17 protein-coding genes are annotated in these 23,936 nt (G+C 68.7%); 9 read left to right on the top strand and 8 right to left on the bottom strand.

What is annotated here, in order from left to right; translation table 11 throughout:
- Nucleotides 1-101: 101 nt before the first annotated feature.
- From AC3A84_RS17125 to AC3A84_RS17115, 3 genes are all read left to right on the top strand, one after another.
- Nucleotides 102-1,178 (top strand): serine endopeptidase, encoded by a 1,077-nt coding sequence (locus AC3A84_RS17125; RefSeq protein ID WP_487971237.1) that lies wholly within the window; start codon nucleotides 102-104, stop codon nucleotides 1,176-1,178.
- Between the two features lie 182 nt (nucleotides 1,179-1,360).
- On the top strand, nucleotides 1,361-3,445 hold the full coding sequence (locus AC3A84_RS17120) for a PAS domain-containing protein (protein WP_487971236.1): 2,085 nt from the start codon (nucleotides 1,361-1,363) through the stop codon (nucleotides 3,443-3,445).
- Nucleotides 3,442-4,968, top strand: a complete 1,527-nt coding sequence (locus tag AC3A84_RS17115) for a chemotaxis protein CheW (RefSeq protein WP_487971235.1) — start codon at nucleotides 3,442-3,444, stop codon at nucleotides 4,966-4,968. Before AC3A84_RS17120 ends, AC3A84_RS17115 begins: the two co-directional genes overlap by 4 nt.
- A gap of 395 nt (nucleotides 4,969-5,363) precedes the next feature.
- Here AC3A84_RS17115 and AC3A84_RS17110 read toward each other — a convergent pair whose 3' ends face one another.
- The 3 genes from AC3A84_RS17110 to tgt are packed head-to-tail and all read right to left on the bottom strand — an operon-like array spanning nucleotide 5,364 to nucleotide 8,821.
- Complete coding sequence (locus AC3A84_RS17110) at nucleotides 5,364-6,053, bottom strand: glutathione S-transferase family protein (RefSeq protein ID WP_487971234.1); 690 nt, start codon at nucleotides 6,051-6,053, stop codon at nucleotides 5,364-5,366.
- A gap of 31 nt (nucleotides 6,054-6,084) precedes the next feature.
- The gene (locus tag AC3A84_RS17105) at nucleotides 6,085-7,632 is read right to left on the bottom strand and encodes a GGDEF domain-containing protein (protein WP_487971233.1); all 1,548 of its coding nucleotides are present in this window, start codon (nucleotides 7,630-7,632) and stop codon (nucleotides 6,085-6,087) included.
- Between the two features lie 16 nt (nucleotides 7,633-7,648).
- The gene (gene tgt, locus AC3A84_RS17100) at nucleotides 7,649-8,821 is read right to left on the bottom strand and encodes a tRNA guanosine(34) transglycosylase Tgt (RefSeq protein ID WP_487971232.1); all 1,173 of its coding nucleotides are present in this window, start codon (nucleotides 8,819-8,821) and stop codon (nucleotides 7,649-7,651) included.
- Between the two features lie 96 nt (nucleotides 8,822-8,917).
- On the opposite strand from tgt, the gene AC3A84_RS17095 reads away from it, so the two are divergent.
- Nucleotides 8,918-9,412, top strand: coding sequence for a universal stress protein (locus AC3A84_RS17095; protein ID WP_487971231.1), 495 nt, complete (start codon nucleotides 8,918-8,920; stop codon nucleotides 9,410-9,412).
- A 58-nt stretch (nucleotides 9,413-9,470) separates the two neighbouring features.
- Here AC3A84_RS17095 and AC3A84_RS17090 read toward each other — a convergent pair whose 3' ends face one another.
- The 3 genes from AC3A84_RS17090 to AC3A84_RS17080 all read right to left on the bottom strand — a co-directional run bounded on the left by AC3A84_RS17090 (nucleotide 9,471) and on the right by AC3A84_RS17080 (nucleotide 14,043).
- Nucleotides 9,471-9,857: a hypothetical protein gene (locus AC3A84_RS17090; protein ID WP_487971230.1), complete on the bottom strand. Its 387-nt coding sequence runs from the start codon at nucleotides 9,855-9,857 to the stop codon at nucleotides 9,471-9,473.
- Between the two features lie 223 nt (nucleotides 9,858-10,080).
- Entirely contained in the window at nucleotides 10,081-11,307 is a 1,227-nt protein-coding gene (locus AC3A84_RS17085) for a phospholipase A (RefSeq protein ID WP_487971229.1), read from the bottom strand.
- Between the two features lie 669 nt (nucleotides 11,308-11,976).
- Nucleotides 11,977-14,043, bottom strand: coding sequence for an ATP-dependent helicase (locus AC3A84_RS17080; protein WP_487971228.1), 2,067 nt, complete (start codon nucleotides 14,041-14,043; stop codon nucleotides 11,977-11,979).
- Nucleotides 14,044-14,213: 170 nt separating this feature from the next.
- Between AC3A84_RS17080 and AC3A84_RS17075 the strand changes: the two genes are divergently transcribed.
- Nucleotides 14,214-15,176 carry an AEC family transporter gene (locus AC3A84_RS17075; RefSeq protein ID WP_487971227.1) on the top strand — a complete coding sequence of 321 codons (963 nt, stop codon included), beginning with the start codon at nucleotides 14,214-14,216 and terminating at the stop codon, nucleotides 15,174-15,176.
- A gap of 64 nt (nucleotides 15,177-15,240) precedes the next feature.
- Here the strand turns inward: AC3A84_RS17075 and AC3A84_RS17070 are convergent, their stop codons facing one another.
- Nucleotides 15,241-15,525 (bottom strand): cupin domain-containing protein, encoded by a 285-nt coding sequence (locus AC3A84_RS17070; RefSeq protein ID WP_487971226.1) that lies wholly within the window; start codon nucleotides 15,523-15,525, stop codon nucleotides 15,241-15,243.
- A gap of 143 nt (nucleotides 15,526-15,668) precedes the next feature.
- Here AC3A84_RS17070 and AC3A84_RS17065 point away from each other — a divergent pair, with 143 nt between their 5' ends.
- The 4 genes from AC3A84_RS17065 (at nucleotide 15,669) to AC3A84_RS17050 (ending at nucleotide 21,331) form a co-directional block, all read left to right on the top strand.
- Entirely contained in the window at nucleotides 15,669-17,207 is a 1,539-nt protein-coding gene (locus AC3A84_RS17065) for a glycosyltransferase family 39 protein (RefSeq protein WP_487971225.1), read from the top strand.
- A gap of 66 nt (nucleotides 17,208-17,273) precedes the next feature.
- Nucleotides 17,274-18,308 (top strand): glycosyltransferase family 2 protein, encoded by a 1,035-nt coding sequence (locus AC3A84_RS17060; RefSeq protein WP_487971224.1) that lies wholly within the window; start codon nucleotides 17,274-17,276, stop codon nucleotides 18,306-18,308.
- A 35-nt stretch (nucleotides 18,309-18,343) separates the two neighbouring features.
- Nucleotides 18,344-19,174 carry a ChbG/HpnK family deacetylase gene (locus AC3A84_RS17055; RefSeq protein ID WP_487971223.1) on the top strand — a complete coding sequence of 277 codons (831 nt, stop codon included), beginning with the start codon at nucleotides 18,344-18,346 and terminating at the stop codon, nucleotides 19,172-19,174.
- 186 nt (nucleotides 19,175-19,360) lie between these two features.
- Nucleotides 19,361-21,331, top strand: coding sequence for a gamma-glutamyltransferase family protein (locus AC3A84_RS17050; RefSeq protein ID WP_487971222.1), 1,971 nt, complete (start codon nucleotides 19,361-19,363; stop codon nucleotides 21,329-21,331).
- A gap of 204 nt (nucleotides 21,332-21,535) precedes the next feature.
- Here AC3A84_RS17050 and priA read toward each other — a convergent pair whose 3' ends face one another.
- Nucleotides 21,536-23,713: a replication restart helicase PriA gene (gene priA / locus AC3A84_RS17045; protein WP_487971221.1), complete on the bottom strand. Its 2,178-nt coding sequence runs from the start codon at nucleotides 23,711-23,713 to the stop codon at nucleotides 21,536-21,538.
- Nucleotides 23,714-23,936 lie beyond the last annotated feature (223 nt).

The raw sequence follows: 23,936 nt of genomic DNA, 5'->3' as shown, positions 1-23,936 counted from the left end.
TGACGAGGCTGCGATGATGTGGTTGGGTGGCTGCTGAGCGCCGGGCATTCCGGCAGGCGCTGCATGATCCTCCTCCCCATGATTGCCCGGAGAAAAAATCCATGAGCAAAGGACTGCGCCTTTCGGAGAAATGGTTCCGCCGTGGACTCTGGCTGGTCGCGCTGGTGTTCGCCGGATTCCTGATCGGCCTGGGCGGCGCGGTGGTTGGCGATCTGCCCCGCGTGGAGGCGCCGCTGCAGCTCGACGACTACCTGGACCGCGATGCGGCCGAGGCGCTGCGCGCCCAGGTCCGTAGCTCCGAGCGGGCCGAGGCCACGGCACAGACCGCGCTGGAGCAGGCGCGGCTGCAGCTCGACAAGGCACGCAGCAGCACCGCGGCCGAGCGCGAGACCTTCGACAACTGGCTGGCGACGCGCAGCGCCACGCAGCAGGCGGAGCACAACCCCGAGGTGGTGCGCCGCACGGAGGCGCTCGACGGGCTCAAGCGCCGCGAGCAGCAGGCCCAGCAGGCGGTGCAGGCACAGCAGCAGACTGCGCTCGATGCGCGGCAGGCCGCAGCTCAGGCCCGGCAGCGCTTGAGCGAGCTGGAGGCGGGCGGCTTCGAGCGCATGTCGGCAGTTGCGCGCCAGGTCGAGCTGCGTGTCTTCCTCTATCGGCTGCTGCTGACGCTTCCCCTGCTCGTCGCAGCCGGCTGGCTGTTCGCCAAGCAGCGCCGCAGCACCTACTGGCCCTTCGTGTGGGGCTTCATCTTCTTTGCGCTGTTCGCCTTCTTCGTCGAACTGGTGCCCTACCTTCCCAGCTACGGCGGCTACGTGCGCTACGCGGTGGGCATCGTGGTCACGGTGCTGGTCGGGCGCTGGGCCGTCGCCGCGCTCAACCGCTATCGGGAGCGCCAGCGTCTGGCCGAATCGCTGCCCGATGCCCAGCGTCGCGAAGAATTGAGCTACGACGTCGCGCTGGCACGGCTCGCCAAGGGCGTGTGCCCGGGCTGCGAGCGCCAGGTGGACCTGAAAGACCCGGCGATCGACTACTGCCCGCACTGCGGCATCGGCCTGTTTGACCGCTGCGGGATCTGCGCCACCCGCAAGAGCGGTTTCGCACGCTTTTGCCATGCGTGCGGGGCTGCTGCGGCCCCTGTGCGACCGGAGTCCACGCAGGGGGCGCATACGGGGGCTTAAAGCCCTCAGGCTGCCTATGACTCCTTATTTGCTTTGCAGGTGTACCGGATGGCCGGCCTAGCATGGGGATACGCCGCTGCGCGTTGCAGATATCTTTCGACTTCGCTAGCATGTAACCCATTGAATCAAAAACATCAATTGGAAACAAAATGACGGACTCAGTCGTTTCTCCTTCTGACGAGATGCTCGTTGTCCTGGCCCGGGGCATCCTGGAGGCGCAGCCTTGTCTGGGACTGGATGGGCGGGGTCAGATCGTTTCTGCCAATGCAGCCTTCCTCTCCATGACCCAGCACCCGGCGGACGAATTGCTAGGGCATCACTACCGTCAATGCTTTCCGCTTGCTGCCGAATGGATCGACGCATGTGTGGCCGCCGGCGAAGCGGCCCCTCAAGCCGTAACGGGGCGGCATTTCGGCAGCTGGAAGCGTGATTGCGTCACGCGCACCCAGGCCTATCTGCTGCGTGATGCGGAGGGGGCGCTGGCCCAGGTCGTACTGCTGCTTGAAGATGTTTCGGCGCTTCGCGCCACGATGCGGGAATATGAAGGCCACATGGATGCCATCGACCGCTCGATGGCCGTCGTTGAGTTCGATCTCAAGGGCCATGTGCTCAAGGCCAACGAGAATTTCCTGAAAACCTTCGGCTACTCCGCCGAGGAGATCGCAGGGGTGCATCACCGCTTGTTCTGTGACGCCGCCCATGTGCGCAGTCTGGACTACCGCGAATTCTGGGAGCGATTGGCCGCTGGCGAATTCCAGCAGGGCGAATACCGCCGCGTCAGCAAGACGGGCCGCGACGTGTGGATCCAGGCGTCATACACCCCGGTGCTGGACGAGGACGGCCGCCCGGTGAAGGTGGTCAAGTACGCCAGCGACATCACCGAAGGCAAGCTGCGCACCACGGAGAACGCCGGCCGAGTTCAGGCCATAGACCGGTCCACAGCGGTGGTGGAGTTCTCTCTGGATGGCATCGTGATGGGCGCCAACCAGCTATTCCTCGATACCACGGGCTACACGCTGGACGAGATTTTGGGCAAGCACCATCGCGTGTTCTGCACCCCTGAATACGCCGCAAGCCCCGCCTACCGCGACTTCTGGCGCAAGCTGGGCGATGGCGAATTCGAGTCCTCCGTGTACAACCGCGTCGCCAAAGGCGGCCGGGAAATCTGGTTGCAGGCCTCGTACAACCCCATCTTCGACGGCGAGGGCCGCCAGGTGAAGGTCATCAAGTACGCCACCGACATCACGGATGCGAAGATCCGCAACGCCGAATACGAGGGCAAGGTCAACGCCATGTCCCGCGCTCAGGCGGTGATCGAGTTCGACCTAGAGGGTAATGTGCTGCATGCCAATGCCAACTTTCTCGACGCGATGGGCTACACCCTGCGCGAAGTGGTCGGACAGCATCACAAGATGTTTTGCGAGCCCGAGTTTGTGCGCTCTTCCGAATACCGCGACTTCTGGGCACGCCTGAGCCGCGGCGAGTTCTATTCGGGCCTCTACAAGCGCATCAGCAAGCACGGCTATCCCGTCTGGATCCAGGCGACCTATAACCCCATCATCGGTCCCAATGGGGCACCGGTGAAAATCATCAAGTACGCCATCGACGTGAGCGGGCAGGTGGAGCGGGAACAACTCGTCCGAAGCCGCGTGCACGCCATGGGCAGCTCCATCCAGCAGCTGACCGAGACTATCGGAGAGATCGCGCGCGCGACGCAGCAATCCACCGAGCTCGCTGCGCAAACGCAGTCCGAGGCCCGGCGCGGCAGCCAGACCCTGCTGCGCTCGCTGGATGCCACCAAGGCCATCCAGGAGTCGTCCGACGACATCCATGCCATCGTGCAGGTCATCGGCGACATCGCCAACCAGACCAACCTGCTGGCCTTCAACGCCGCCATCGAGGCCGCCCGGGCGGGTGAGCACGGGCTGGGCTTTTCTGTGGTGGCCGACGAGGTGCGCAAGCTGGCCGAGAAGTCGTCCCAGGCGACGCGCGAAATCACCAAGCTGATCGCTGAATCGGTGGCGCGGGTGCGCCAGGGCGGCGAGATCTCTTCGCAGGCGGCGGAAAACTTCGAACGCATCGTCCAGGGGGTGGAGCGCACCACGATGTCCATCGCCGGAATCCTTTCCGCCACCGACGCGCAGACGGTAGCCACGGACAACGTCTCGGCGCTGCTGGAAGAGCTGACGCGAGTCTCCTCGCGCGGCAACCCCGCCGCCGAGGCCGCCGACGCCACGTCGGGCAGTGCCCCTCCGGTGCGCGCATGAGTGGCGACGGGACGGTCCTGCATTACGGCATCGTCCGCACGGCCGGCCAGGACATCGCCATCGCCGCCAGCGAACTGATCGAGGCGGTGGACATGCCTGAACAACTGCTGCCGCTGCCCGAGCCTTCGCTGCTGATGGCCGGCATGTTCCTGCTGCGGGGGCAGCTGATTCCCGTGCTGGACCTGCACCGCCTGATGGCGCCCGCTGGGGCTGAGCCGGTGCTGCCGCTCAATGACTTAGCCGCCGAGACCTCGCAGCGTGCTGCCAGGCAGGTCGCAGTGGTCGCGTACGGCGGGCATCGCCTGGCCATCCGTGTGGACGCCATCGCCGATGTGCTGCGCGTCGCGCCTTCTGCCGTCACCCCAATGGGCGGGATGGAGGGCGGCTTGTTCGATCGCTGGCTGGTCACGGACGGCCCTGATGCGCGCGCGCTGCCGGTGCTGCAGGTGGCGGCCTTGATGGAGCGCACGCCCGGCGTGATGCCCGCCCGCGAACGCTCCGATGTGCCTGGATCGAATGCCGGTGCAATGCAGCCTGCGGCTGCGCTGCGCAGGCATACGTTGGCAGGTCTGGGATCGCAGGTGCTGGCCTTCGACTTCGCCGAGGTACCCGACGTGCAGCCCATGCCGCCCATGCGTTCGTTCTTCGCCGCCAGCGGTGCCATCCGTGGCCTGGTGGCTTGGCGCGGCAAGGATGTTCCCGTCGTCGATCTGCAACGCTTGCTGGGCGTGCCGGGTGGTGTGCCAGAGTCGGGCCGCCCTTTGCTCATGGTGCTGCAGCATGCGGAGCGGCGCATCGGCGTGGAGGTGGATGCCCTGCTGGGGATGGAAATGGTGGCGGCCGACGCTATCGTGCCGCTCGGGACAGGGGCCATTCTTCAGCCTGAGTGCTATGCGGGTGCCCTGCGCACGGCACGGCACGGCATTGCCTCCGTGCTGCGCGTGCCGGCGCTGCTGGCCCATCCTCTCGTCGCCGGCTTTCTGGAGTCCCATCTCGATGCCGCAATCCAGGCGTCGGTGCAGGCGGCGGCCCTGCAGGGCGGTCCGCAGGGTGCAGGCGGGCGCACCACGTTCCTGGTTTACCGAGCCGGTGGCGGTTGCGCGACGCCGCTCGTGGACGTGGAGGAAATCCTGGACTACCGTGCGCCCGCCGTGCGCGTCGATGAGGCGGGTGGCGGCATGTGCGGCCTCGTCGAGCGCAGGGGACGGCCGCTGGAGGTGTTCGATCTGCGCACCCTGCTGGGCAGCCCGGCGGTGGACGCTTCGCCGCAGTCATGCGTGCTCGTGGTGCGTCGCGGCGAGCGTTTGCGCGGTTTTCTGGTGGACAGCCTCGTGTCGCTCGTGGCGGCAGATGCCACCAAGCAGATGGGGCGTGAGCCTGCCGAGGGCGCCAGGCCTTCCGGCAGCGGCCTGGGGCGCATGCTAGTGGTTGGCCAAGGAGCCGATTCAATGACCTGCCGGCAAGTGGATCTGCGCAGCTTCATGGGGCCGGACACGACGCCGCCCGGGCAGAGTCCGGAGTGAAGTTCCGACAGGGCGGACCGGAGATTGATCGGGATGGGTGGGAGGGCCAGGCCGGCGCATCGTCGCGTCTGGCATGTTCGCCCCAAGCCATCGACGGGTCCAATGGCTCGCTCGGCCCCGCACGCATCGTCTGTGTCATCCCCTATATCCCCGAGAGAGGGAAGCGACAGTCTGGTTCCTGCGGAGTGCCGTGGCTGGTCAATCGGGGCTGGGCGAGCGTATGAACGCCTGCCCAGCGACGATGGTTGGTCGTTTCGCTGGGCGGAACACGCAGCGGCTTGCAAAGCCTTGAATGCCCCGCGCCGTCTCACCCGGCCGCATCTCGTGAGGTCCAGATTTCAAGCACTAAAAACCTCTTGACGGCTAACGCCGTGCAGGAGTGTCTTGCGCGTCGCTCAGGACCCCATCACCACCGGCCCACCCTTGTCCAGCGCCCTCTGGTACGCCGGCCTGGCGCGGATGCGGTCCCGGTAGGCGCTCAGGTGTGGATGGCGCTCAGCTCCTTCTGCTCGCGAGAGCGCGGCCTCGACCGGGAAGCTCATCTGGAAGTCCGCCAGGCTCAGCGCATCGCCTGCGAACCAGGGGTGGCGCGAGAGGTGGTCGTCCATGTAGGCCAGCGCGGTGGCGAGGTTGGGGTCCACCAGCCTGTGCTGGGCCTTGCTGCAGATGGCCCGTGCCACGGGCCGCACGAAGAAGGGCATGGGCTGGGTGGGCAGCGTCTTGAAGACCAGCTTCATGACCAGCCAGTTCATGAGCGAACCTTCGGCGTAGTGCATCCAGAAGCGGCAATAGCGGTGCGCTGTGGTGCCGCGTGCCGGCTCCAGCTGGGCCAATTCGGGCGGGGCCTGGTCTCCGAAGCGCTCGGCCAGGTATTCGAGGATGGCGCCGGACTCGGCGATCACCTCGCCTTCGTCGGTGATGACGGGCGACTTGCCCAGCGGGTGGATGCGCTTGAGTTCGGGTGGCGCCAGCCGCGTGATGGGGTTTCGCGCATAGCGTTTGACTGCGTAGGGCACGCCCAGCTCTTCCAGAAGCCAGAGGACGCGCTGGGAGCGCGAGGTTTCGAGGTGGTGAACGGTCAGCATGCCTGCATCGTAGGCGCTGCTCCCACCACCTTCATGTCGGATGGGCGGCTATCGTCCAGTCCGTCTCCGCGAGGCTGCCGGGCCGGTCCAGGGCGCGGAACACCACGCAGTCGCGCCCGGCGTTCTGCGCCCGCGCCTGCAGCCGGTCCGCATCGCGCAGCATGGAGCGGATCAGGGCCTCGGACGTGCCGTCGGCGGGCACCGCCACGTCGGCGTAGAAGGCAGCGCCGATGCTGACCGTCACGGTCAGCGGCTGTCCCTCGGCCAGCGCGAGGGGCAGAGCGCGGGTGGCTGCGCAGAGGCGCTCGGCGGCCGCCATGGCCTCCGAGTCGGTGGCTCCGGGCAGCAGCAGCACGAACTTCTCTTCGCCCAGCGCCGCCAATGGCTCTTCCGTGCGCAGTAGCGGTGCGATGCCTTCCGCGAAAGCGGCGCGCACGCGCTCGCCGGTGGTGCGGCCCTGGCGCGCGATGACGGGTGGCAACGAATCCACGCCGATCATCAGCAGGCCCACCGGGCGGCGCTGACCTTCAGGTAGTGGTCGTTCGAGCCAATCCCGGGCCCGCCCCGTGAACGGGCTTTGCGCCAGGAAGGATGCCATGTCGTCGTCGCCGACCTTGGCCCGGCCCAGCTGTAGCAGCCTCGCGTCGCGGGACGCCATGGCGCTGGCGACGGCCAGCGGGCCCAGCGACAGCATGGCGATGCCCAGGCGCAGCGCCAGGATCATCTGCCACTGGTCTGGGCTGAACGCCAGAGCGGTCACGGCGGCCAGCTCCACAGTCTTCCAGAGGCACACTGCCAGGCAGAGCAGGGCGGTGACGAAGCGGCTGTAGGTAACGGCGTACCACAGCAGGGCCGGCACGACCATCGCCACCGACCAGGGCCCGCCGACGAAGGGCACCAGCACTTCTGCGCCGAGCACTGCGAGCAGCGGGCCCACTTGTTTCCAGGCGGGGATGTCGGAGTGCCGCGTGGCGAATGCCGTTCCCAGGCGGCCGCGCGCGGGGGCGGTCAGCATCACCGGCAGGATGAGCAGGTAGTTCAGCAGCTCGGAAGAGAACCACATGGACAGGCTGGGCAGCCAGGCTGTGCCGAAGACTGCGGGGCCGGCACCCCCGCCCACCAGAGCTGCCACTCCCGAGGCGGCGACGGAGATCCTTAGCAAGTGCAGTGCCGAGAGCTGGCAGCGCAACTGCCGCACGGGCGCCGCCAGCCGGCGCAACAGCAGCGCGGCCATGAGGACGCCTGCCAGGTTGGCGCCGGTGAGCCAGGTGGCAAGCGTCCAGGTCGATCCGTTGATCAGGTCCGCCGCCACGTAGCCGGCGAACGCGCCGGCCCAGACGGACGGCCGACGCACGAGGCGCAGACGCACCAGCACGCCGACCAGCAAGGCGTTGGCGGGCCAGAAACACGAGAAGAAGCCGGTGGGCCGCATCGCGATTCCGGCCAGGCAGGCCAGCAGCACGCCCAGCCCTATCAGCAGGGGCATGCGCGCAGCCCGGGCCCAGGCCAGGCGGCGCGCAGGCTGCTGATGTCCACCGGCTGTGCTGCCGGGGAGGGAGGATGGGGTGGCTGCGGACATGGGTGGCGGCCGGGTGTCAGACCCCGCGTGCGCGGTCGGCTGCGAACTGCTGGCGGAACTGGGCAAAGCAGCCGGCATCCAGCGCCTCGCGGATCTCGCGCATCAGGTTCAGGTAGTAGTGCAGGTTGTGGATGGTGGTGAGCATGGGGCCCAGCATCTCGCCGCAGCGGTCCAGGTGGTGCAGGTAGGCGCGGCTGAACCCGCCGCGGCCGCCGTCTGCCCAGGCGATGCCGTCCTTGCCCGCGCAGGCGTGGCAGGTGCAGGTGGGGTCCAGCGGCTGGTGATCGGTCTTGTGGCGTGCGTTGCGCAACTTGAGATCGCCGTAGCGCGTGAAGATGGTGCCGTTGCGCGCGTTGCGTGTGGGCATCACGCAGTCGAACATGTCCACACCGTCGGCCACGCCCTGGACCAGGTCCTCGGGCGTGCCAACGCCCATCAGGTAGCGCGGCTTGTGGGCGGGCAGCCGATGCGGCGTGTGCGCCATGATCTCCAGCATCTCGTCCTTGGGCTCGCCCACCGACACGCCGCCCACGGCGTAGCCGGGGAAATCCATCTCGACCAGCGCCTGCAGCGACTCTTCGCGCAGATGGGGGAACATGCCGCCCTGCACGATGCCAAAGAGCGCATTGGGGTTGCCCAGGCGCTCGAATTCGTTCTTGGAGCGCACCGCCCAGCGACGGCTCATCTCCATGGACTTGCGCGCCTCGGCCTCGGTGGTCTTGCGGCCCTGCGTCTCGTAGGGCGTGCATTCGTCCAGCTGCATCACGATGTCAGAGTTGAGCGTGGTCTGGATCTGCATGCTCACCTCGGGAGACATGAAGAGTTTGTCGCCGTTGACGGGGCTGGCGAAGGTGACGCCTTCCTCCGTGATCTTGCGCATCGCGCCCAGGCTCCAGACCTGAAAGCCGCCGGAGTCCGTGAGGATGGGCTTGTTCCACTGCTCGAAGCCGTGCAGTCCGCCGAAGCTCTGCATCACGTCCAGCCCTGGGCGCATCCACAGGTGGAAGGTGTTGCCCAGGATGATCTGCGCCCCCATGTCGTGCAGGCTCTGCGGCATGACGCCCTTGACGGTGCCGTAGGTGCCCACGGGCATGAAGATGGGCGTTTGCACCACGCCGTGGTTGAGGGTGAGGGTGCCGCGCCGCGCGTGGCTTGCGGGGTCGGTCTTGAGAAGGTCGAACTGAAGCATGTGCGGGATTGTCCCAGACGGCGCACGCGGCAGAGAGGCGCGGGGCCAGGCTCTACACTGGATCGACGCATTCCCATCCCTTTCAGGAGTGAAACCATGTCCCTCAAGATCCTCATTGCCGTCGATGGCTCCGACCTTTCCCTCGATGCGGTGCGCCATGCGCTGGCGCTGCTGCAGTCCGGCCTGCGCGCCAGCCTGGTGCTGGCTCATGTGCAGGAACCGGCGTCGCTCTATGAAATGGTGGTGTCGCGCGATCCGGACCTGATCGCCGCGGCCAGTCTGGAGGCCGGCCAGCACCTGATGGCCTCGGCCCGCGCCTTGATTGATGCGGCCGGCGTGCCCTATGACAACGAGGTGGGCGTGGGCGAGGTCGCGCACACGCTGGTGGATATCGCCGAGCGGCAGGGCTGCGGGCACATCGTGATCGGCGCGCGCGGCCATGGCGCCATTGCCAGCGCGCTGCTGGGCTCGGTCTCGCAGGAGCTGGTGCAGGCCAGCCCGGTGCCGGTGACCATCGTCAAGCACGCCGATGCGGTGGCGGCGACGGGAGAAGGAGGGGATGTGGAAGAAGTTCGGGAACGGAGCGCTTAGCCGCAGCCGGCCAGTGGGAGGGCCTCGCTGCGCCCGCAGGGTCCGTCCCCGCGGCGCGTCAGGCCGCCTGGCGGAAGGGCTCTGCTGTGCGCTGGAACTTCCCGTGCGGCAGGCTGGACAGCCGCTTGAACATGCGGCGGCAGTAGCCGTTGATCCAGAGGCATTTGTTCAGCTCGTCCACCGGCAGTGGACCGGACACCACGACGATGTCGTTGGCAGCCTCCAAAGCGCCAGCTGCGCGCAGGCGGCGGCGCGTGTTGCTGGCCCAGGACTGGATGCGGTGGGGGCTACCGTGCTGATGCACCTGGCCGGTGTGCAGGTCGAAGGCGATGGCCACGGTGTCGGTCTTCAGTTTGAACCGGCGTTCGCCGGTGACCGCGCTGGGCGCATCACGCATGTCGTACAGGTAGTAGCTGCCCGACTTGAGTTGATATTGCATTTCCATGGGTTCGTCCTCCGAGCAGCATTGTCCAGGGGGCTCGTGGCGGGCCATGGCAAAGAAAACAAGAAGAAACCAGCGCTTATCGCAGCGCCGTCACGCAATGGCCTACCGGGTCGCCGCATTGTGTCGTGCCGGCCGGCGGTCGCAGGCCCCCGCGGCCGGGCAAAGGGTAACGGGTTGTTGTGACGCCTTCAGCCGGGCCGGCGCGCCGGCCGTGGTGCCGACCTCAGAAATCGACCAGGCTCAGCCCCACACTGAATACCGTGCGCTTGCGGTTGTAGTCGATCAGGCTGTCGCCGTATCCCGAGAAGATGGCGGTGTGCAGCCGCAGGTTGCTCTTGCCTGCGCCCACGTTCTGGCCCAGCGTCTGCAGCCATTCCAGGCGCGCGGAGCCGCGGTGGGCGCCGCCCAGCGAGTGGCGGCCCGTCAGGATGAACGTGTTGCTGCGGTCGCGTTGCCAGCTCACGGTCATTTCGCCGCGGCCCAGGTAGTTGCTGATGCCGGGGTTGTCGTCGTCGGCGGTGCTCTCGTGCAGGCGCTTCCAGAGCCGGGCGCTGACCGTCCAGCGGTTGTCGAGCTCGATGCCGGTCATCATGTAGGCGCGGTTCCAACTGCGTGACAGCGGCAGGCTCTGGCCGTTGGACTGGTGGACCAGGCCCAGGCCCGAATAGCGCCAGCGCCAGCCGAAGGGAAGTTGCGCGGTGGTGGGATAGACGTAGATCACCTCCGGCTCGTGATCGGTGGTGCGGAACGGGCGGGAAATGGCGGGGCTGAAGACCTGCCAGTAGGACTGCTGCGAGTAGCCCAGCCACAGCGAGTCACGCAGGTTGGAGTTCTCGGAGGTCAGGATGTTCTGCGCGAGCTTGGTGCGCACCGACAGCTGCACGCGCATCTCGGCGCTGCGGTAGTCGGTGGCCGTGGCTGCGATGTGGCCCGGCGCATCGGAGCTGGGTTGGCGGTTCACACTGCTGGCCTTGGTGATCGATACGCTGATTGGCCGATAGCCGCGGAAGCGGAAGCTGCCGCAGTCGCTCCCGGATTCCAGCTCCCAGAAGCGCGAGAGCGTGCTGTATTGCTCGTCGCGGCAGCCGTCGGTCTGGGCGACCTCGATGATGCGGGTGGCGGGGAGCGTGGCGTCCACCGGCTTGGGCAGCGCGGCATTGCCACCGCCGGCGGGCGCTGCCGACGTGGCGGTGGCGGGCGCTGCGGAGGATGAGGCCGCTGGCGCACTGATCGCCGAGCTGGCGGCCCACTGGTCGAAGCAGGCCAGCCGTGCCTCGCCACTGTCGGTCATGGCTGCGCAGCGGCGCCAAGCGGTGTCGCCTCCGGCGGCCAGTGCGGCCGGGGTTTGTTGCGCCAGAGCGGCGCCCATGGGCGCGCTCATCGCCAGGGCGATAGCGAGGGAGGTGGTGCGGGGAACGGAAGTAAACGGCGGGAGGGGCATGGTGCGCATCGGATTCTGCCGGCAGCGGCGACCGGCGAGTATCGCCGGCCCTGGCTCTGGGCTGGGCCGGTGGGTTGGGAACGCCTGCACTGGCCGCGGCTTGGACGACTTCGAGGGGCCGTCATGCCTTGCTGCCTGTACGCTGCCCTCTCAAGCGCATCGCTTGGCCAGCATCGTGTTACGGCCACCGCCAGCCGTGCAGGGGTGAGGGATGAATGTCACAGAGGCATACAAATGATACATCTCTCCTTGAATATCCAGCGGGCAGGTGTGCGTCCTGCTTGGTAAGACACGAATCTGCGTCCGTTTTCTATCGACAGGCGCGTGGGTAAGCCCCCTGTTGGCACACCTTGTTCATCACCGGCCTGGTGGCCCTGGGAGCCCCGTAGTCGCGATCTCGACGCGCGGAACAGGACAGCGTCATGGGGGTGCCACTCGCGACGGCACGCACGCTGTCTGAGGGGTATCGCAACGTCTCAAGCAATGCCGGTTGCCGCACCGTCATCATGGCCGTGCGCCGCGACGAATCCCGCGCTCCGCGCCGGGCCCGCGAAAACAGGGGGGTCTCGCGCCTCTCGCTTCCATAACGGCAACCGTGGGCCCGGCGTGTTTACGGGCCGCAGGAGCAGGTGCCGTGCGATCGGATCAGCGGCCTTGAACCAGGCCTGGGCGGGGGGCTTAGCCCCCGGCTGCCGGCGAAGCCTTGCGCGCCGCGAATTCGGCGCGCAAGGCGCGCAGCTTCTCGCGCGGGTCTTCGCGGGCGGTGTTCTTGTCCAGGCCCATCTCCGCGATGAAGCGGCTGGGTTGGGCGCTGACGAATTCGCGGCCCTTCTTGCGCTTCTTGGTCCAGCTCACGGCGAGGCTGCGCTGAGCGCGGGTGATGCCCACGTACATCAGGCGCCGCTCTTCCTGCAGGCGCTGCAGGGTGTCTTCGGTCACCACCTGCTGTCGGCCCTCATCGTCGTCGAGCTTGAAGGGCAGCATGCCCTCGGTCACGCCCACCAGCATCACGTGCGGCCATTCCAGGCCCTTGGAGGCGTGCAGGGTGGACAGGGTCACGAGATCTTCGTCCTTCTCGCGCTCGCTGATGGTGGAGAGCAGGGCGATCGTCTGCGCCACTTCCAGCAGGCTCTTGGTTTCCTTGGCCATCACGGTGCCGGCGGCGTCTTCGATCTGCCCGCCCGCCCGCTGGCTCATCCAGTCGCAGAACTCCAGCACGTTGGTCCAGCGCGACGCGGCGGCGGTCTCGCTTTCCTCGCTGTCGTAGAGGTACTGCTCGTAGCCGATCTCCTTGAGCCAGTCGGTCATGAAGGCGCGCGAGGCCTCGGCGCCCTGCGTCTGGCGCGCCTTGTATTCGAGGTAGTTGATGTAGCGGCCGAATTCGATCACGCTTTCGTGCGCCTTGCGCGGCAGCACGGCTTCGAGCATGTGGTTGAACAGCGCGCCGAACATGCTCACCTTGTGCTGCGTGGCGAATTCGCCCAGCTTGGCCAGCGTCGTGTGGCCGATGCCGCGCTTCGGCGTGGTGATGGCGCGCAGGAAGGCCGGGTCGTCGTCGTTGTTGATCCAGAGGCGGAACCAGGCGCAGAGGTCCTTGATCTCGGCGCGGTCGAAGAAGCTGGTGCCGCCCGAGACCTTGTAGGGCACGTTGGCCTTGCGCAGCGCCTTTTCGAACGGCTTGGCCTGGTGGTTGGCACGGTAGAGGATGGCGAAGCTCTTCCACGTCGGCTGCGGGTTGAGCGCGGCGCGCAGGCTCTGGATGCGGGCCACGGCGCGCTCGGCCTCGTGCTCCTCGTTGTCGGCATCGACGATGCGCACCGGCTCGCCCTCGCCCAGCTCGGAGAACAGCGTCTTCGGATACAGCTTGGGGTTGGGCTGGATGACGTTGTTGGCCGCGCGCAGGATGGCGCTGGTGGAGCGGTAGTTCTGCTCCAGCTTGATGACCTTGAGCTGAGGGTAGTCCACCGGCAGCTTTTTGAGGTTGTCCAGCGTGGCGCCGCGCCAGCCGTAGATCGACTGGTCGTCGTCGCCCACGGCGGTGAACCGGCCGCGCTCTCCCACCAGCAGCTTGAGCAATTCGTACTGCGTGGCGTTGGTGTCCTGGTATTCATCGACCAGCACGTGGCCCAGCGCTGCCTGCCACTTGGCGCGCACCTCGGGGAAGTCGCGCAAGAGGCGCAGCGGCATGCCGATCAGGTCGTCGAAGTCCACGCTCTGATAGGCCGTCAGGCGCTCTTCGTAGCGCTGCATGATGAGGGCGATGCTGCGCTCGTTGTCGTCCTTGGCCTGGGCCAGGGCCTGGGCGCTGTCCAGGCCGGCGTTCTTCCAGGCGCTGATGGTCCACTGCCACTGGCGGGCGGTGGCGAGGTCGGTGGTGCCGCCGGCGGCGTCCTTGATGATGCCGGTCACGTCGTCGGAGTCGAGAATGCTGAACTGGGGCTTGAGTCCCAGCACGTGGCCGTCTTCCCGCACCATGCGCACTCCCAGGGCGTGGAAGGTGCAGACCATCACATCCTTGGCCACGCGGCCGATCAGGTGCTGGGCGCGCTCGCGCATTTCGGCGGCGGCCTTGTTGGTGAAGGTGATCGCCGCGATGCGTTTGGGCGCCAGGCCCGTCTCGATCAGCCGGCCGATCTTCATCGTGATGACGCGGGTCTTGCCGGAGCCGGCGCCGGCCAGCACCAGGCAGGGCCCCTCCGTGTAGTGGACGGCCTGAAGCTGGGCGAGGTTGAGTCCTGCGGACATGGGCGGCGTTGGAGAGATCGGGTGGCGGACAGGAAGGCAGGCGGCAGACGGGCGGGCGTGCTGCGCGGGGTGCGGCCCGGCCATGCCTCGCAATGAGCGCCGGGCTGCCGGGCGGAGCGCGAATGATACAGACCGGGCGCTTCCCGCCCGGGGCGGGGAGAATGCAGCGCGTGCTCTCCGTCCTCGCCATCACCTTCCCCTTCTTCGCCCTGGTGCTCTGTGGCTACCTGGCCGCGCGCGGGGGGCTGCTGCCACAGGCCGCCATTCCGGGGCTGAACGCCTTCGTGCTCTTCTTTGCGTTGCCCTGCATGCTCTACCGCTTCGGGGCGCAGACGCCCATCGGCCAGCTGCTGGACCCGGCGGCGGCCGGCGTCTATGCGCTCTGCGCCGTGGCGCTGGTGGCGGCCACGGTGGCGCTCACGCGGCGGCGCCTGGGCTGGAACGATGCGGCTTTCGGTGCGCTGGTGGCGGCTTTTCCCAACACCGGCTTCATAGGCGTGCCGCTGCTGGTCGCGCTGCTGGGGCCGGCGGCGGCAGGGCCGGCGATTCTCACCATGCTGGTGGACATGGTGTTCACCACGTCGCTGTGCATCGCACTCTCTCGGCTCGACGGCGCGGGCACGCACGGCGTGGCGGTGGCGCTGCGGCGCGCGCTGCGCGGCATGCTGGCCAATCCCATGCCCTGGTCCATCGCGCTGGGGGCGGTGGCATCGGCCGCGCAATGGCGGCTGCCCGCGCCCATCGACGGCACGCTGGCGCTGCTGGCCCAGGCCGCCTCGCCCGTGGCGCTCTTCACCATCGGCGCGGTGCTGGCACGCTCGCGCATGCAGGCCGGCCACGACCCCGGCGAGCGCGTGGCGCCGCGCGACTACCTGCCCATCGCGCTGGCCAAGCTGTTCGTGCATCCGCTGCTGGTGTGGGCGGCCGGCGGGGCGGCCATCGCGGCGGGGCTGGCGCTCTCGCCCCTGGCGCACACCGCGCTGGTGCTGGCGGCGGCGCTGCCCAGCGCCAGCAACGTGTCGCTGCTGGCCGAGCGCTTCGGCGCCCACAACGGGCGCATCGCGCGGATCATCCTGGTATCGACCGCGCTGGCCTTCCTGAGCTTTTCGGCGGCCGTGGCGTTGAAAGTCTGATGCTATTTAATTGATAGCATGGTGCGCAGGTTCCGTGCGCGCTGGTGGCTGGAATGCTGCAAACTCAGCCTCCGGCCGGCACGCGCCGGCCCACCAGATAAGTCACGCCCTCGGGGCCGTACCACTCCGCATGGGGCTGCGCAGCGCCCAGGTGGAAGACCTCGCCTTCGCGGTAGGTGCGCTCGGCGCCGTCCTCGGTGCGGATGCGGATCTCGCCCGAGACGATCAGCGCCTTGGCCTCGAATTCGTGGCTGTGGTCGTCCCACATGCCGCCGGGTTCGCGTTCCACGCGCACCATGTGATCGAAGCCCTCTTGGTTGAGCTGGCTCTGGAAGGTGGTAGCGTCCATGGCGTTGGGTGTAGCGTGGTGGAGTGTGCTGGGAAAGGCGCCTCACCGGAGTGGGCACAAGCCCTATCGGCCGTCAGGCATGTTGCAAATTTTACAATCGCGTCCTCTTCGCCTCGCAGCGCGCAGCTGCATCTCCCCACCCCATGCCAGCCCACTCCTCGACGCCCCGCGCGCCGCAGCGTTTCGCACCCTTGCGCGCCGTCGCGCTTTTCGCCCTCGTCTATGTGCTGGCCTGGTCGCTGCTGCCGCCGCTGCTCAGCTCCAGCATGCCGCTGGACGTGGCCGAGAGCCTGTCGTGGGGCCATGAGTGGCAGTGGGGCTACTACAAGCACCCGCCGCTGGCGCCGGTGCTGCTGGAGCTGGCCTATCGTGCCTTCGGCCACGCCGGCCCGTTCCTGCTGAGCCAGCTCTTCATCGTTGCCACGCTCTGGATCGTATGGCGCACGGGTTGCCGGCTGATGTCGCGCGAGCGGGCCTTCATCGGCACGCTGCTGACCATGGGGGTGGTCTACTACACCCGCCCGGCCCTGGAGTTCAACCACAACATCGCGCAGATGCCGTTCTGGGCCGCCGTGGGCTACGGCGTCACGGCCGCGCTGCAGAAGGACGGGCGGCTGCGCCACTGGGCGCTGGTGGGCGTGGCGGGCGGCCTGGGGCTCATCACCAAGTATTCGGTGGGCGCGCTGCTGGTCACGCTGGCGATCTACCTGCTGGCCACGCCGGCGCGCCGCCAGATGCTACGCCCGGGCCCGTGGCTCGCTGCAGCGCTGATGGCGCTCATCTTCTGGCCACACCTGCGCTGGCTGCAGTTCACCGACTGGATGCCCATGGCCTATGCCAGCAGCCGCGCGGCGACCGACGGCGAGGTCAGCCGGGCGGACGCGCTCAACTTTCTGCTCGTGCAGGCGCTTAACCATGTGCCGCTCGCGCTGATCGTGCTGGTGGCGGTGCTCTGCACCCGGGGTCGGCGCAGCAATCCGGCTGCAGCCGACTCGGCGGATGCGCGCTGGCGCTTGCACACATCCATGCCGGCCTATCTGTTGGCACTGTCGGTGGGTCCAGCGCTTCTAGTGGCCGGGCTGGGCCTGGCCATGGGCCTGCGCGTGCGCGACATGTGGGGCGTGCCCATGTGGGTTTTCAGCGGGCTGCTGGTGGCTGCGTGTCTGCCTTCGGCCGGGCTGCGCGCCATGCAGACGTATCTGCTGCGCGGGCTGGCGGTGTGGCTGGTGATCGTGTCGCTGGTGACCTTCGCCTTCCTGGCCTACGGGGCCCAGTGGCGCCAGCGCCCCTCGCGCATGGACTGGCCCCAGGCCGCGATGGCGCAGCAGGCGGCAGCCACCTGGCAGGCGCAGTCGCGCTGCGTGATCGATTCGGTGTCGGGCGACTACTGGCTGGTGGGACTGCTGGCGGCGCAACTGCCCCAGCGGCCTTCGGTCTTCATCGCGGGCGACGAGCGTTATTCACCCTGGATCACGCCGCAGCGCCTGGCTGCGCACGGTACGCTATGGGTGGGCTTGGGCAGCGACGTGCCGCCGCCCTGGGTGGAGCGCCTGGGCGCCGACGCCGGCATGCGAGTGCAGCAGGGTGTGTGGATCGTGGACTGGCCCGAAAAGCGCGCTGGCGCGCCGATGGCCATGCACTGGCGCACCTACGTGCCGGCGGCCTGCGCTCCCCTGCCCTGATCCCCGATACCGTTGAATCCTCTGCACACCGATCCATCGACCTGACCCCATAACGCCCGCCTGCCCATGTCCTTCCAGCCCGCTGCCGAACCCCAGTTCTATGCCGAGTTCGCCCCGCACGCGCCCCGGGCTCCGCTGCCGCGCGCGCCCCTGCGGCTGAGCTGCGTCGTGCCCGCGCACAACGAGGCGCTCAACCTGGACCGCTTCGTGCGCGCCCTGGCGCAGTCGGTCGCGGCGCTCACGCCCGACTTCGAGATCATCGTGGTCAACGATGGCAGCCGCGACGCCACGCATGAGGTCGCGCTGGCGCTGGCAGCCGAACTCCCGGTGCGCTACATCGCCCTGTCGCGCAACTTCGGCAAGGAGGCCGCGCTCTCGGCCGGTATAGACCACGCCCGCGGCAACGCCGTGCTGCTGATCGACGCCGACTTCCAGCACCCGCTGGACCTGCTGCCCGAGATGCACGCGCTCTGGCAGTCGGGCTACGAGATGATCTATGGTGTGATCGCCGACCGCTGCGCAGAGAGCGGCGTCAAGCGCGTGGGCACCAACGTCTTCTACCGGCTGATGAACCTGGGCAACTCCGTCAAGGTGCCTCCGCATGCAGGCGACTTCCGCTGGCTGGACCGCCGCGTGGTCGATGCGCTCCGGTCGCTGACCGAGCGCAACCTCTTCATGAAGGGTCTTTATGCCTGGGTCGGCTTCAAGACCGCTGCACTGCCCTTCGTGCCGCTGGAGCGGGCGGCGGGGGTGTCCAGTTTCCGGCTGCGGCAGCTGGGCTCGCTCGCCATGCTGGGGCTCACTTCATTCACCACGCTGCCGCTGCGCATGTGGAGCCTGCTGGGCGGTGCCATCTCGGTGGTGGCCCTGGCCTATGGCCTATGGATCGCCGTCGCTACCTTGGCCTTCGGCAGCGAGCTGGACGGCTGGCCCACGCTGGCGGTGAGCATCATGCTGTTCTCGGGCGTACAGCTCATGTCCATTGGCATCCTGGGCGAGTACATCGGCCGCATCTACGACGAGGTCAAGCGCCGGCCCAAGTACCTCGTCGCCCGCGACGAAGACCATAGCCCGCTGCGCGGCGGAGACCATCACACATGATGGCAGCGCAGTCAGATGCGCAGGCACGAGACCGGTTGCGTTCGATCGTTCTCTGCGCCGACGATTACGGGCTGCACCCGTTGGTGGATGAAGCGGTCGAGCGTCTGGCGCGGGCGGGGCGCCTCTCGGCCACCAGCTGCATGGCAACTTCGCCGCGCTGGCCGGCCGCTGCCGCGCGCCTGACTGCCCTGCGTCCCCAGCTGGCCGTGGGCCTGCACTTCAATCTGACCGAAGCCCATGGTGGCGCCCATCCCGCGCAGGCGCTGGGCGCGGTGATCCGCCAGGCGTATCTGCGCCGGCCGGCCGCCGGTGCGCTGCGCGCCGCGTGGTGCGGGCAGCTCGATGCCTTCGAGCGCGCCCTGGGCACGCCTCCGGACTTCATCGACGGCCATCAGCACGTCCATCAGCTGCCCGGCCTGCGCGATGCGCTGCTGGCCGAGTTGCAGTCCCGCTACGCGCCGCACGAGCGGCCCTGGGTGCGCTCCACCGCGCCCGCCGGCCGCCTGTGGCGCAGCCCCAAGGCCGCCGTGATCGCGCTGCTGGGCGGCTGGACGGCCACGCGCCGGCTACGCCGCGCCGGCGTGGCGATGAACCAGGGCTTTGGCGGGGTCTATGGCTTCGACGCGGCCACCGAGGCCGACTACGGCGCGCAGATGGACGCGTGGCTGCCCCAGGTGCCGCATGGCGGTCTGCTCATGTGCCACCCGGCATCGGGCGCGGTGCCTGGCGACGCCATCGGCAACCAGCGCCCGGTGGAGGCCGCCTACCTGGCCTCTGAGGCGTTTGGCGCACTGCTGCAGCGCACGGGCTGCGTGGTCCAGCAGGGGCCGCAGGCCATCGCCGTGCTGCTCGCGCAGGCGGCCTGACGCGTCGCCAACGATCGCTGCACGCCTTCAGCTATGCGGGCGCATGGGGTGTGCGTTCCGTGCCGTCCCGGCAGCGACAGGTGTACGCCCCGTGTGTGTGTCTTCAGAGGCATGATCTTTGCTTGAATGCCGGGGCGGCCGGTACGGGCCGGGTAGATCATCACCACACACCACAGGACTCAATGTATGGCAAAGAAAACGTGGCTTTGGGCGATTACGCCCCTGGCCTTGGCGGCGGCTCTCTATGGCTGCGGCGGCGGGGGCTCCGGCATGGCGCCGGCGATTGTGGACAGCAACGCGCAAAGCTGCTCTGTGCTCTCCAGCACCGGCTCGGCGGTGGTGGTCGGCTCCGGCGCCTCGGGTGACCCGGCAGCACCTGAACCCGCTTCCGGCTACCGCCTGGGCAACAAGGCCAAGTACTCGAACAGCTACATGGTGGTCGCCAACACGCCGCTGGCCACCAAGGCCGGCTGCGACGTGCTCAAGGCCGGCGGCACCGCGGTGGATGCCGCGGTGGCCGTGCAGGCCGTGCTGGGCCTGGTGGAGCCGCAGTCGAGCACCATCGCCGGTAGCGCCTTCCTGATGTACTACGACGCGGCCAGCCGCAAGGTCGTCGCCTACGACGGCCGCGAGACGGCGCCCGCCGCCGCCACCGGCCATTACCTGGTACGGCAGGACCAGTCCAGCGCCGCGTCCCCGGCCCCAGTGCCCAACGCGCGCCGCAGCGGGCGCTCCATCGGCGTGCCCGGCGTGATGCGCATGCTGGACATGGCCCACCGCGACTATGGCCGGCTGGCCTGGAGCGGCCTGTTCGACGAGGGCGTGCGCCTGGCGTCCGGCGGCTTCACCATCCCCGCCCGCATGGGCAGCGCCATCAGCGGCAACGCGGCCAGCCTGCGGCTCGACGCCAACGCCGTGGCGGTGTTCTTCAACCCCGATGGCACGCCGCGCGCGGCGGGCACGACCATGACCAATGCGCCCTACGCTCAGTCGCTGCGCACCCTGGCCAGCCAGGGCGCGGGCGCGATGTACAGCGGCCCCATGGCCCAGGCCATCGTCGCCAAGGCTGCCCAATCGGTGGGCGACGACGCTGCCCGGACACCGATCACCCCCAGCCTGATGACGGCTGACGACCTGCGCAACTACCAGGCCAAGAAGCGCGAGCCGGTGTGTACCACCTACCGCGACGCCTACTACGTCTGCACCATGTCGCCGCCGTCCTCGGGCGGCATCGCCATCGCGCAGTCGCTGGGCATCCTGGAGAACTTCGACCTGTCGCAGTACGCGCCGTCCAACCCGGCCAACGAAGGCGGCGTGCCCAGCGTGATGGGCGTGCACCTGGTGTCCGAGGCCGAGCGCCTGGCCTATGCCGACCGCGACAAGTACGTGGCCGACACCGACTTCGTACCCCTGCCCGGCAAGGGCGTGGCAACGATGCTCGACAAGGCCTACCTGAAGCAGCGCGCAGCGTTGATCCGACCCAATGGCAACTCCCTCGGCGTAGTCGCAGCGGGTGACCTGGGCTCGGTGCCGCTGGGCGTGGACAAGACGGTCGAGCACGGCACGACGCACTTCTCCATCGTCGATGCCTACGGCAACGTGCTGTCCATGACCTCCACCGTGGAGTCGAGCATGGGCTCCTTCCACATGGTCGGCGGCTTCCTGCTGACCAACCAGCTGACCGACTTCTCGGCCCAGCCCGCCGACAGCTCCGGCACGCCGGTGGCCAACCGGGTGGCCCCGGGCAAGCGTCCGCGCAGCACCATGGCGCCGACCCTGGTGTTCAAGGGCACGGCGCCGGGCGACTTCCTCATGGCCACCGGCTCGCCGGGCGGCGGCACCATCATCCAGTACGTGCTGAAGACGGTCGTGGGGGCCGTGGACTGGAAGCTGAACGCGCAGCAGGCCACGTCGCTGGTGAACTTCGGCGCGACCAACAGCACGACCACCAACGTGGATGGGTCCAACACCGCGCTGGACCTCACCGGCCTGGTCAGCGGGCTGCAGGCCAAGGGCCACACGGTGTCCACCTCGGCTCAGTCCAGCGGCGTGTCCACCATCATGCGGGTCCAGCGCAGCGGCGGCGCCACGCTGCAACTGGAAGGCGGAGTGGACCCGCGCCGCGAAGGCATCGTGCTGGGCGACGGCGCGCTCTGACCGTAATCCCCCGGCCGCCCCGCTGCACCGCGGGTGGCCGGGCATAGCGCTTTTTGCTCTCTTTTGGAGAGCGTAGGGCCAAGGAAATACAGCGGCTTTCGGCCATTGGAGGGTTCTGTGCCGCAGCGCTGCCGCGCAGACGGGCGCGCTCTCACGCCGGTTCACGCGGGCTGCGAGATCTTCTCAAGCACGCTGAACAGGTGCTCAGATCGCTAGCGGATCGACATCCACCAACCAGCGCACCAGCCCTTTGTGCTCGGGCGCGGCCCGCGTGGCGTGCAGCAGCGGTTGCCAGGCCGAGAGGAAGTGCTGCAGCGCGGCCCGGATCGGGCTTTCCAGCAGCATCTGGGCGCGCTCCACGTTCGCCACGCGCTGCACGGCCAGCGGCACAGGCGGGAAGATGAAGACATGCTCGATCCCCGGCAGGGCGGCGGCCTGGGCCGCCTCGCCGGCGGCGCGCAGAAAGGCCTGCGCGGCCTCCTGGGTGCGGGCGTCGGCGCGCACCAGGGCCTGGTAGGCGAAGGGCGGCATGCCGGCCTCCACGCGCTCGGCCAGTTGGGCGGCAGCGAAAGCCGGGTAGTCGTGGCGGCGCAGCGCAGCGTAGAGGGCGTGCTCCGGGTGCCAGGTCTGCACCCACATCTCGCTGGGGCGGCCGCCTTGCGCGGCCACGTATTGCGCGTCGCGGCCGGCGCGGCCGGCGGCCTGCATCAACAGGGCGAAGAGCCGCTCGGGCGCGCGGAAGTCGCTGGAAAAGAGCGCCCCGTCGGGCTGCACCGCCGCCACCAGCGTGATGCGGCGGAAGTCGTGGCCCTTGGCGATCATCTGCGTGCCCACCAGCACGTCCACCTCGCCCGCATGCACCTGGGCCAGCTGTTCCTCGAGCGCGCCCTTGGCGCGGGTGGTGTCGGCGTCGATGCGGGCCACGCGCGCGGCGCGGCGCTCGGGGGTGATCACGTTGCGCAGCAGTGCCGCGAGCTGCTCTTCGAGCTGCTCCGTGCCCCGGCCGATGGGCGCGATGTCCGGGTTGCCGCAGGTGGGGCAGGCAAAGGGCACGCGCTGCGCCCAGCCGCAGTGGTGGCAGCGCAGCGTGCGGTCGATCTTGTGGAACACCTGGTGCGCGCTGCAGTGCGGGCAGTCGCTCTTCCAGCCGCATTCGGTGCAGTGCAGCACGGGCGCGAAGCCGCGCCGGTTCAGCAGCACCAGGCACTGCTCGCCGCGCTCCACCCGCTCGGTGATGGCGGCGATCAGCGGGGGCGAGAACACGGAGCCCCGGGGCTGCTGGGCCAGGTCCACCAGCCGCACGCGGGGCAGGGCGCCCGAGCCGATGCGGCTGGGCATGGCCAGGCGCAGGTAGCGCCCGCCCGGGTCGTCGCCTTCCGGCGGGCGGCTGGCGTGCCAGGTCTCCAGCGACGGCGTGGCCGACCCCAGGATCACCTTGGCTCCCTGCTCGCGCCCGCGCCAGATGGCCAGGTCGCGCGCCGAATAGCGGGCGCCTTCCTGCTGCTTGTAGCTGGCGTCGTGCTCCTCGTCCACCACGATCAGCTTCAGGCCCGGCAGGCTGGCGAACACGGCCATGCGCGTGCCCAGGACGATGCGCGCCGTGCCGGCATGCGCCGCGAGCCAGCTTTTCAGGCGCTGCGGGTTGGTCATTCCGCTGTGCAGGCTGACCACGCTGCCTGCGCCGTAGCGGCCGGCAAAACGTGCCTCGAAGCGCTCCTGCAGCTGCGGCGTGAGGTTGATCTCGGGCACCATCACCAGCGCCTGCGCGGCGGGGTCGGCCGCCAGCACGCGCTGCACGGCATGCAGATAGACCTCGGTCTTGCCGCTGCCGGTGCTGCCGTAGAGGAGGAAGGGGCCCGGCTGGGCCTCTATCTGCGCGGTGGCCTCAGCCTGCTCCGGGCTCAGCGCGATGGCGGCCGCGGCATCGCCCGCGTCCGCCGCATCGCCCGCCGGCGCGGCCGGGCGGCGCAGGCGGCGCGCCAGCTGCTCGGGCGAAAGGTCGCGCAGCTGCGGCGGCAGGGCGGCCAGGGCGATCTCGCCCAGCGAGCGCTGGTAGTAGCGCGCGGCGAAGGCCACCAGCCGGCGCCAGGGCGCGCCCAGCGGCGGTAGTCCTTCCAGCACGCCCGCGATGGCGCGCGGCACGAAGCCCGGCGGCAGCCCGGCGTCGCCCTGTGCGGGTGCATCCCACACCACGCCCAGTACCTCGCGTCGGCCCAAGGGCACGCGCACCAGCGTGCCGGGCGTGAGCGGGCCCTCGCTGGCGTAGCTCAGCAGGTGGCCCACCCCGCTGTGCGCAGGCGTCTGCACAGCCACGTGGACCAGCGCGGCCGCATGGCCGGCCGGCTCGGCACTCAGGGGGGGGGACGATGGACTTGCGGGCACTTCTTCAGAAGATGGGGCGGGTGAGGGGGCTAAGTGCTTGATTTTTCGGGTAATCCACAGCTCTTCGGCTTTTCTGTGGATAACTTTGTTGACATCTGCTTCATGCCGGCGTGCAAGCCGCATCGGCGCTCGGTTGCGGCAGTTTGCCTGTGAAACGGGCGTTTCTTAAAAACGTATAGGAATCAACGCTCTTTGCTGCAGTGCAGCGTGTGCCAGGGGATGG

It is taken from the genome of Paracidovorax sp., from assembly GCF_057642795.1.
This window is presented reverse-complemented; position numbering and strand designations above follow the sequence as displayed.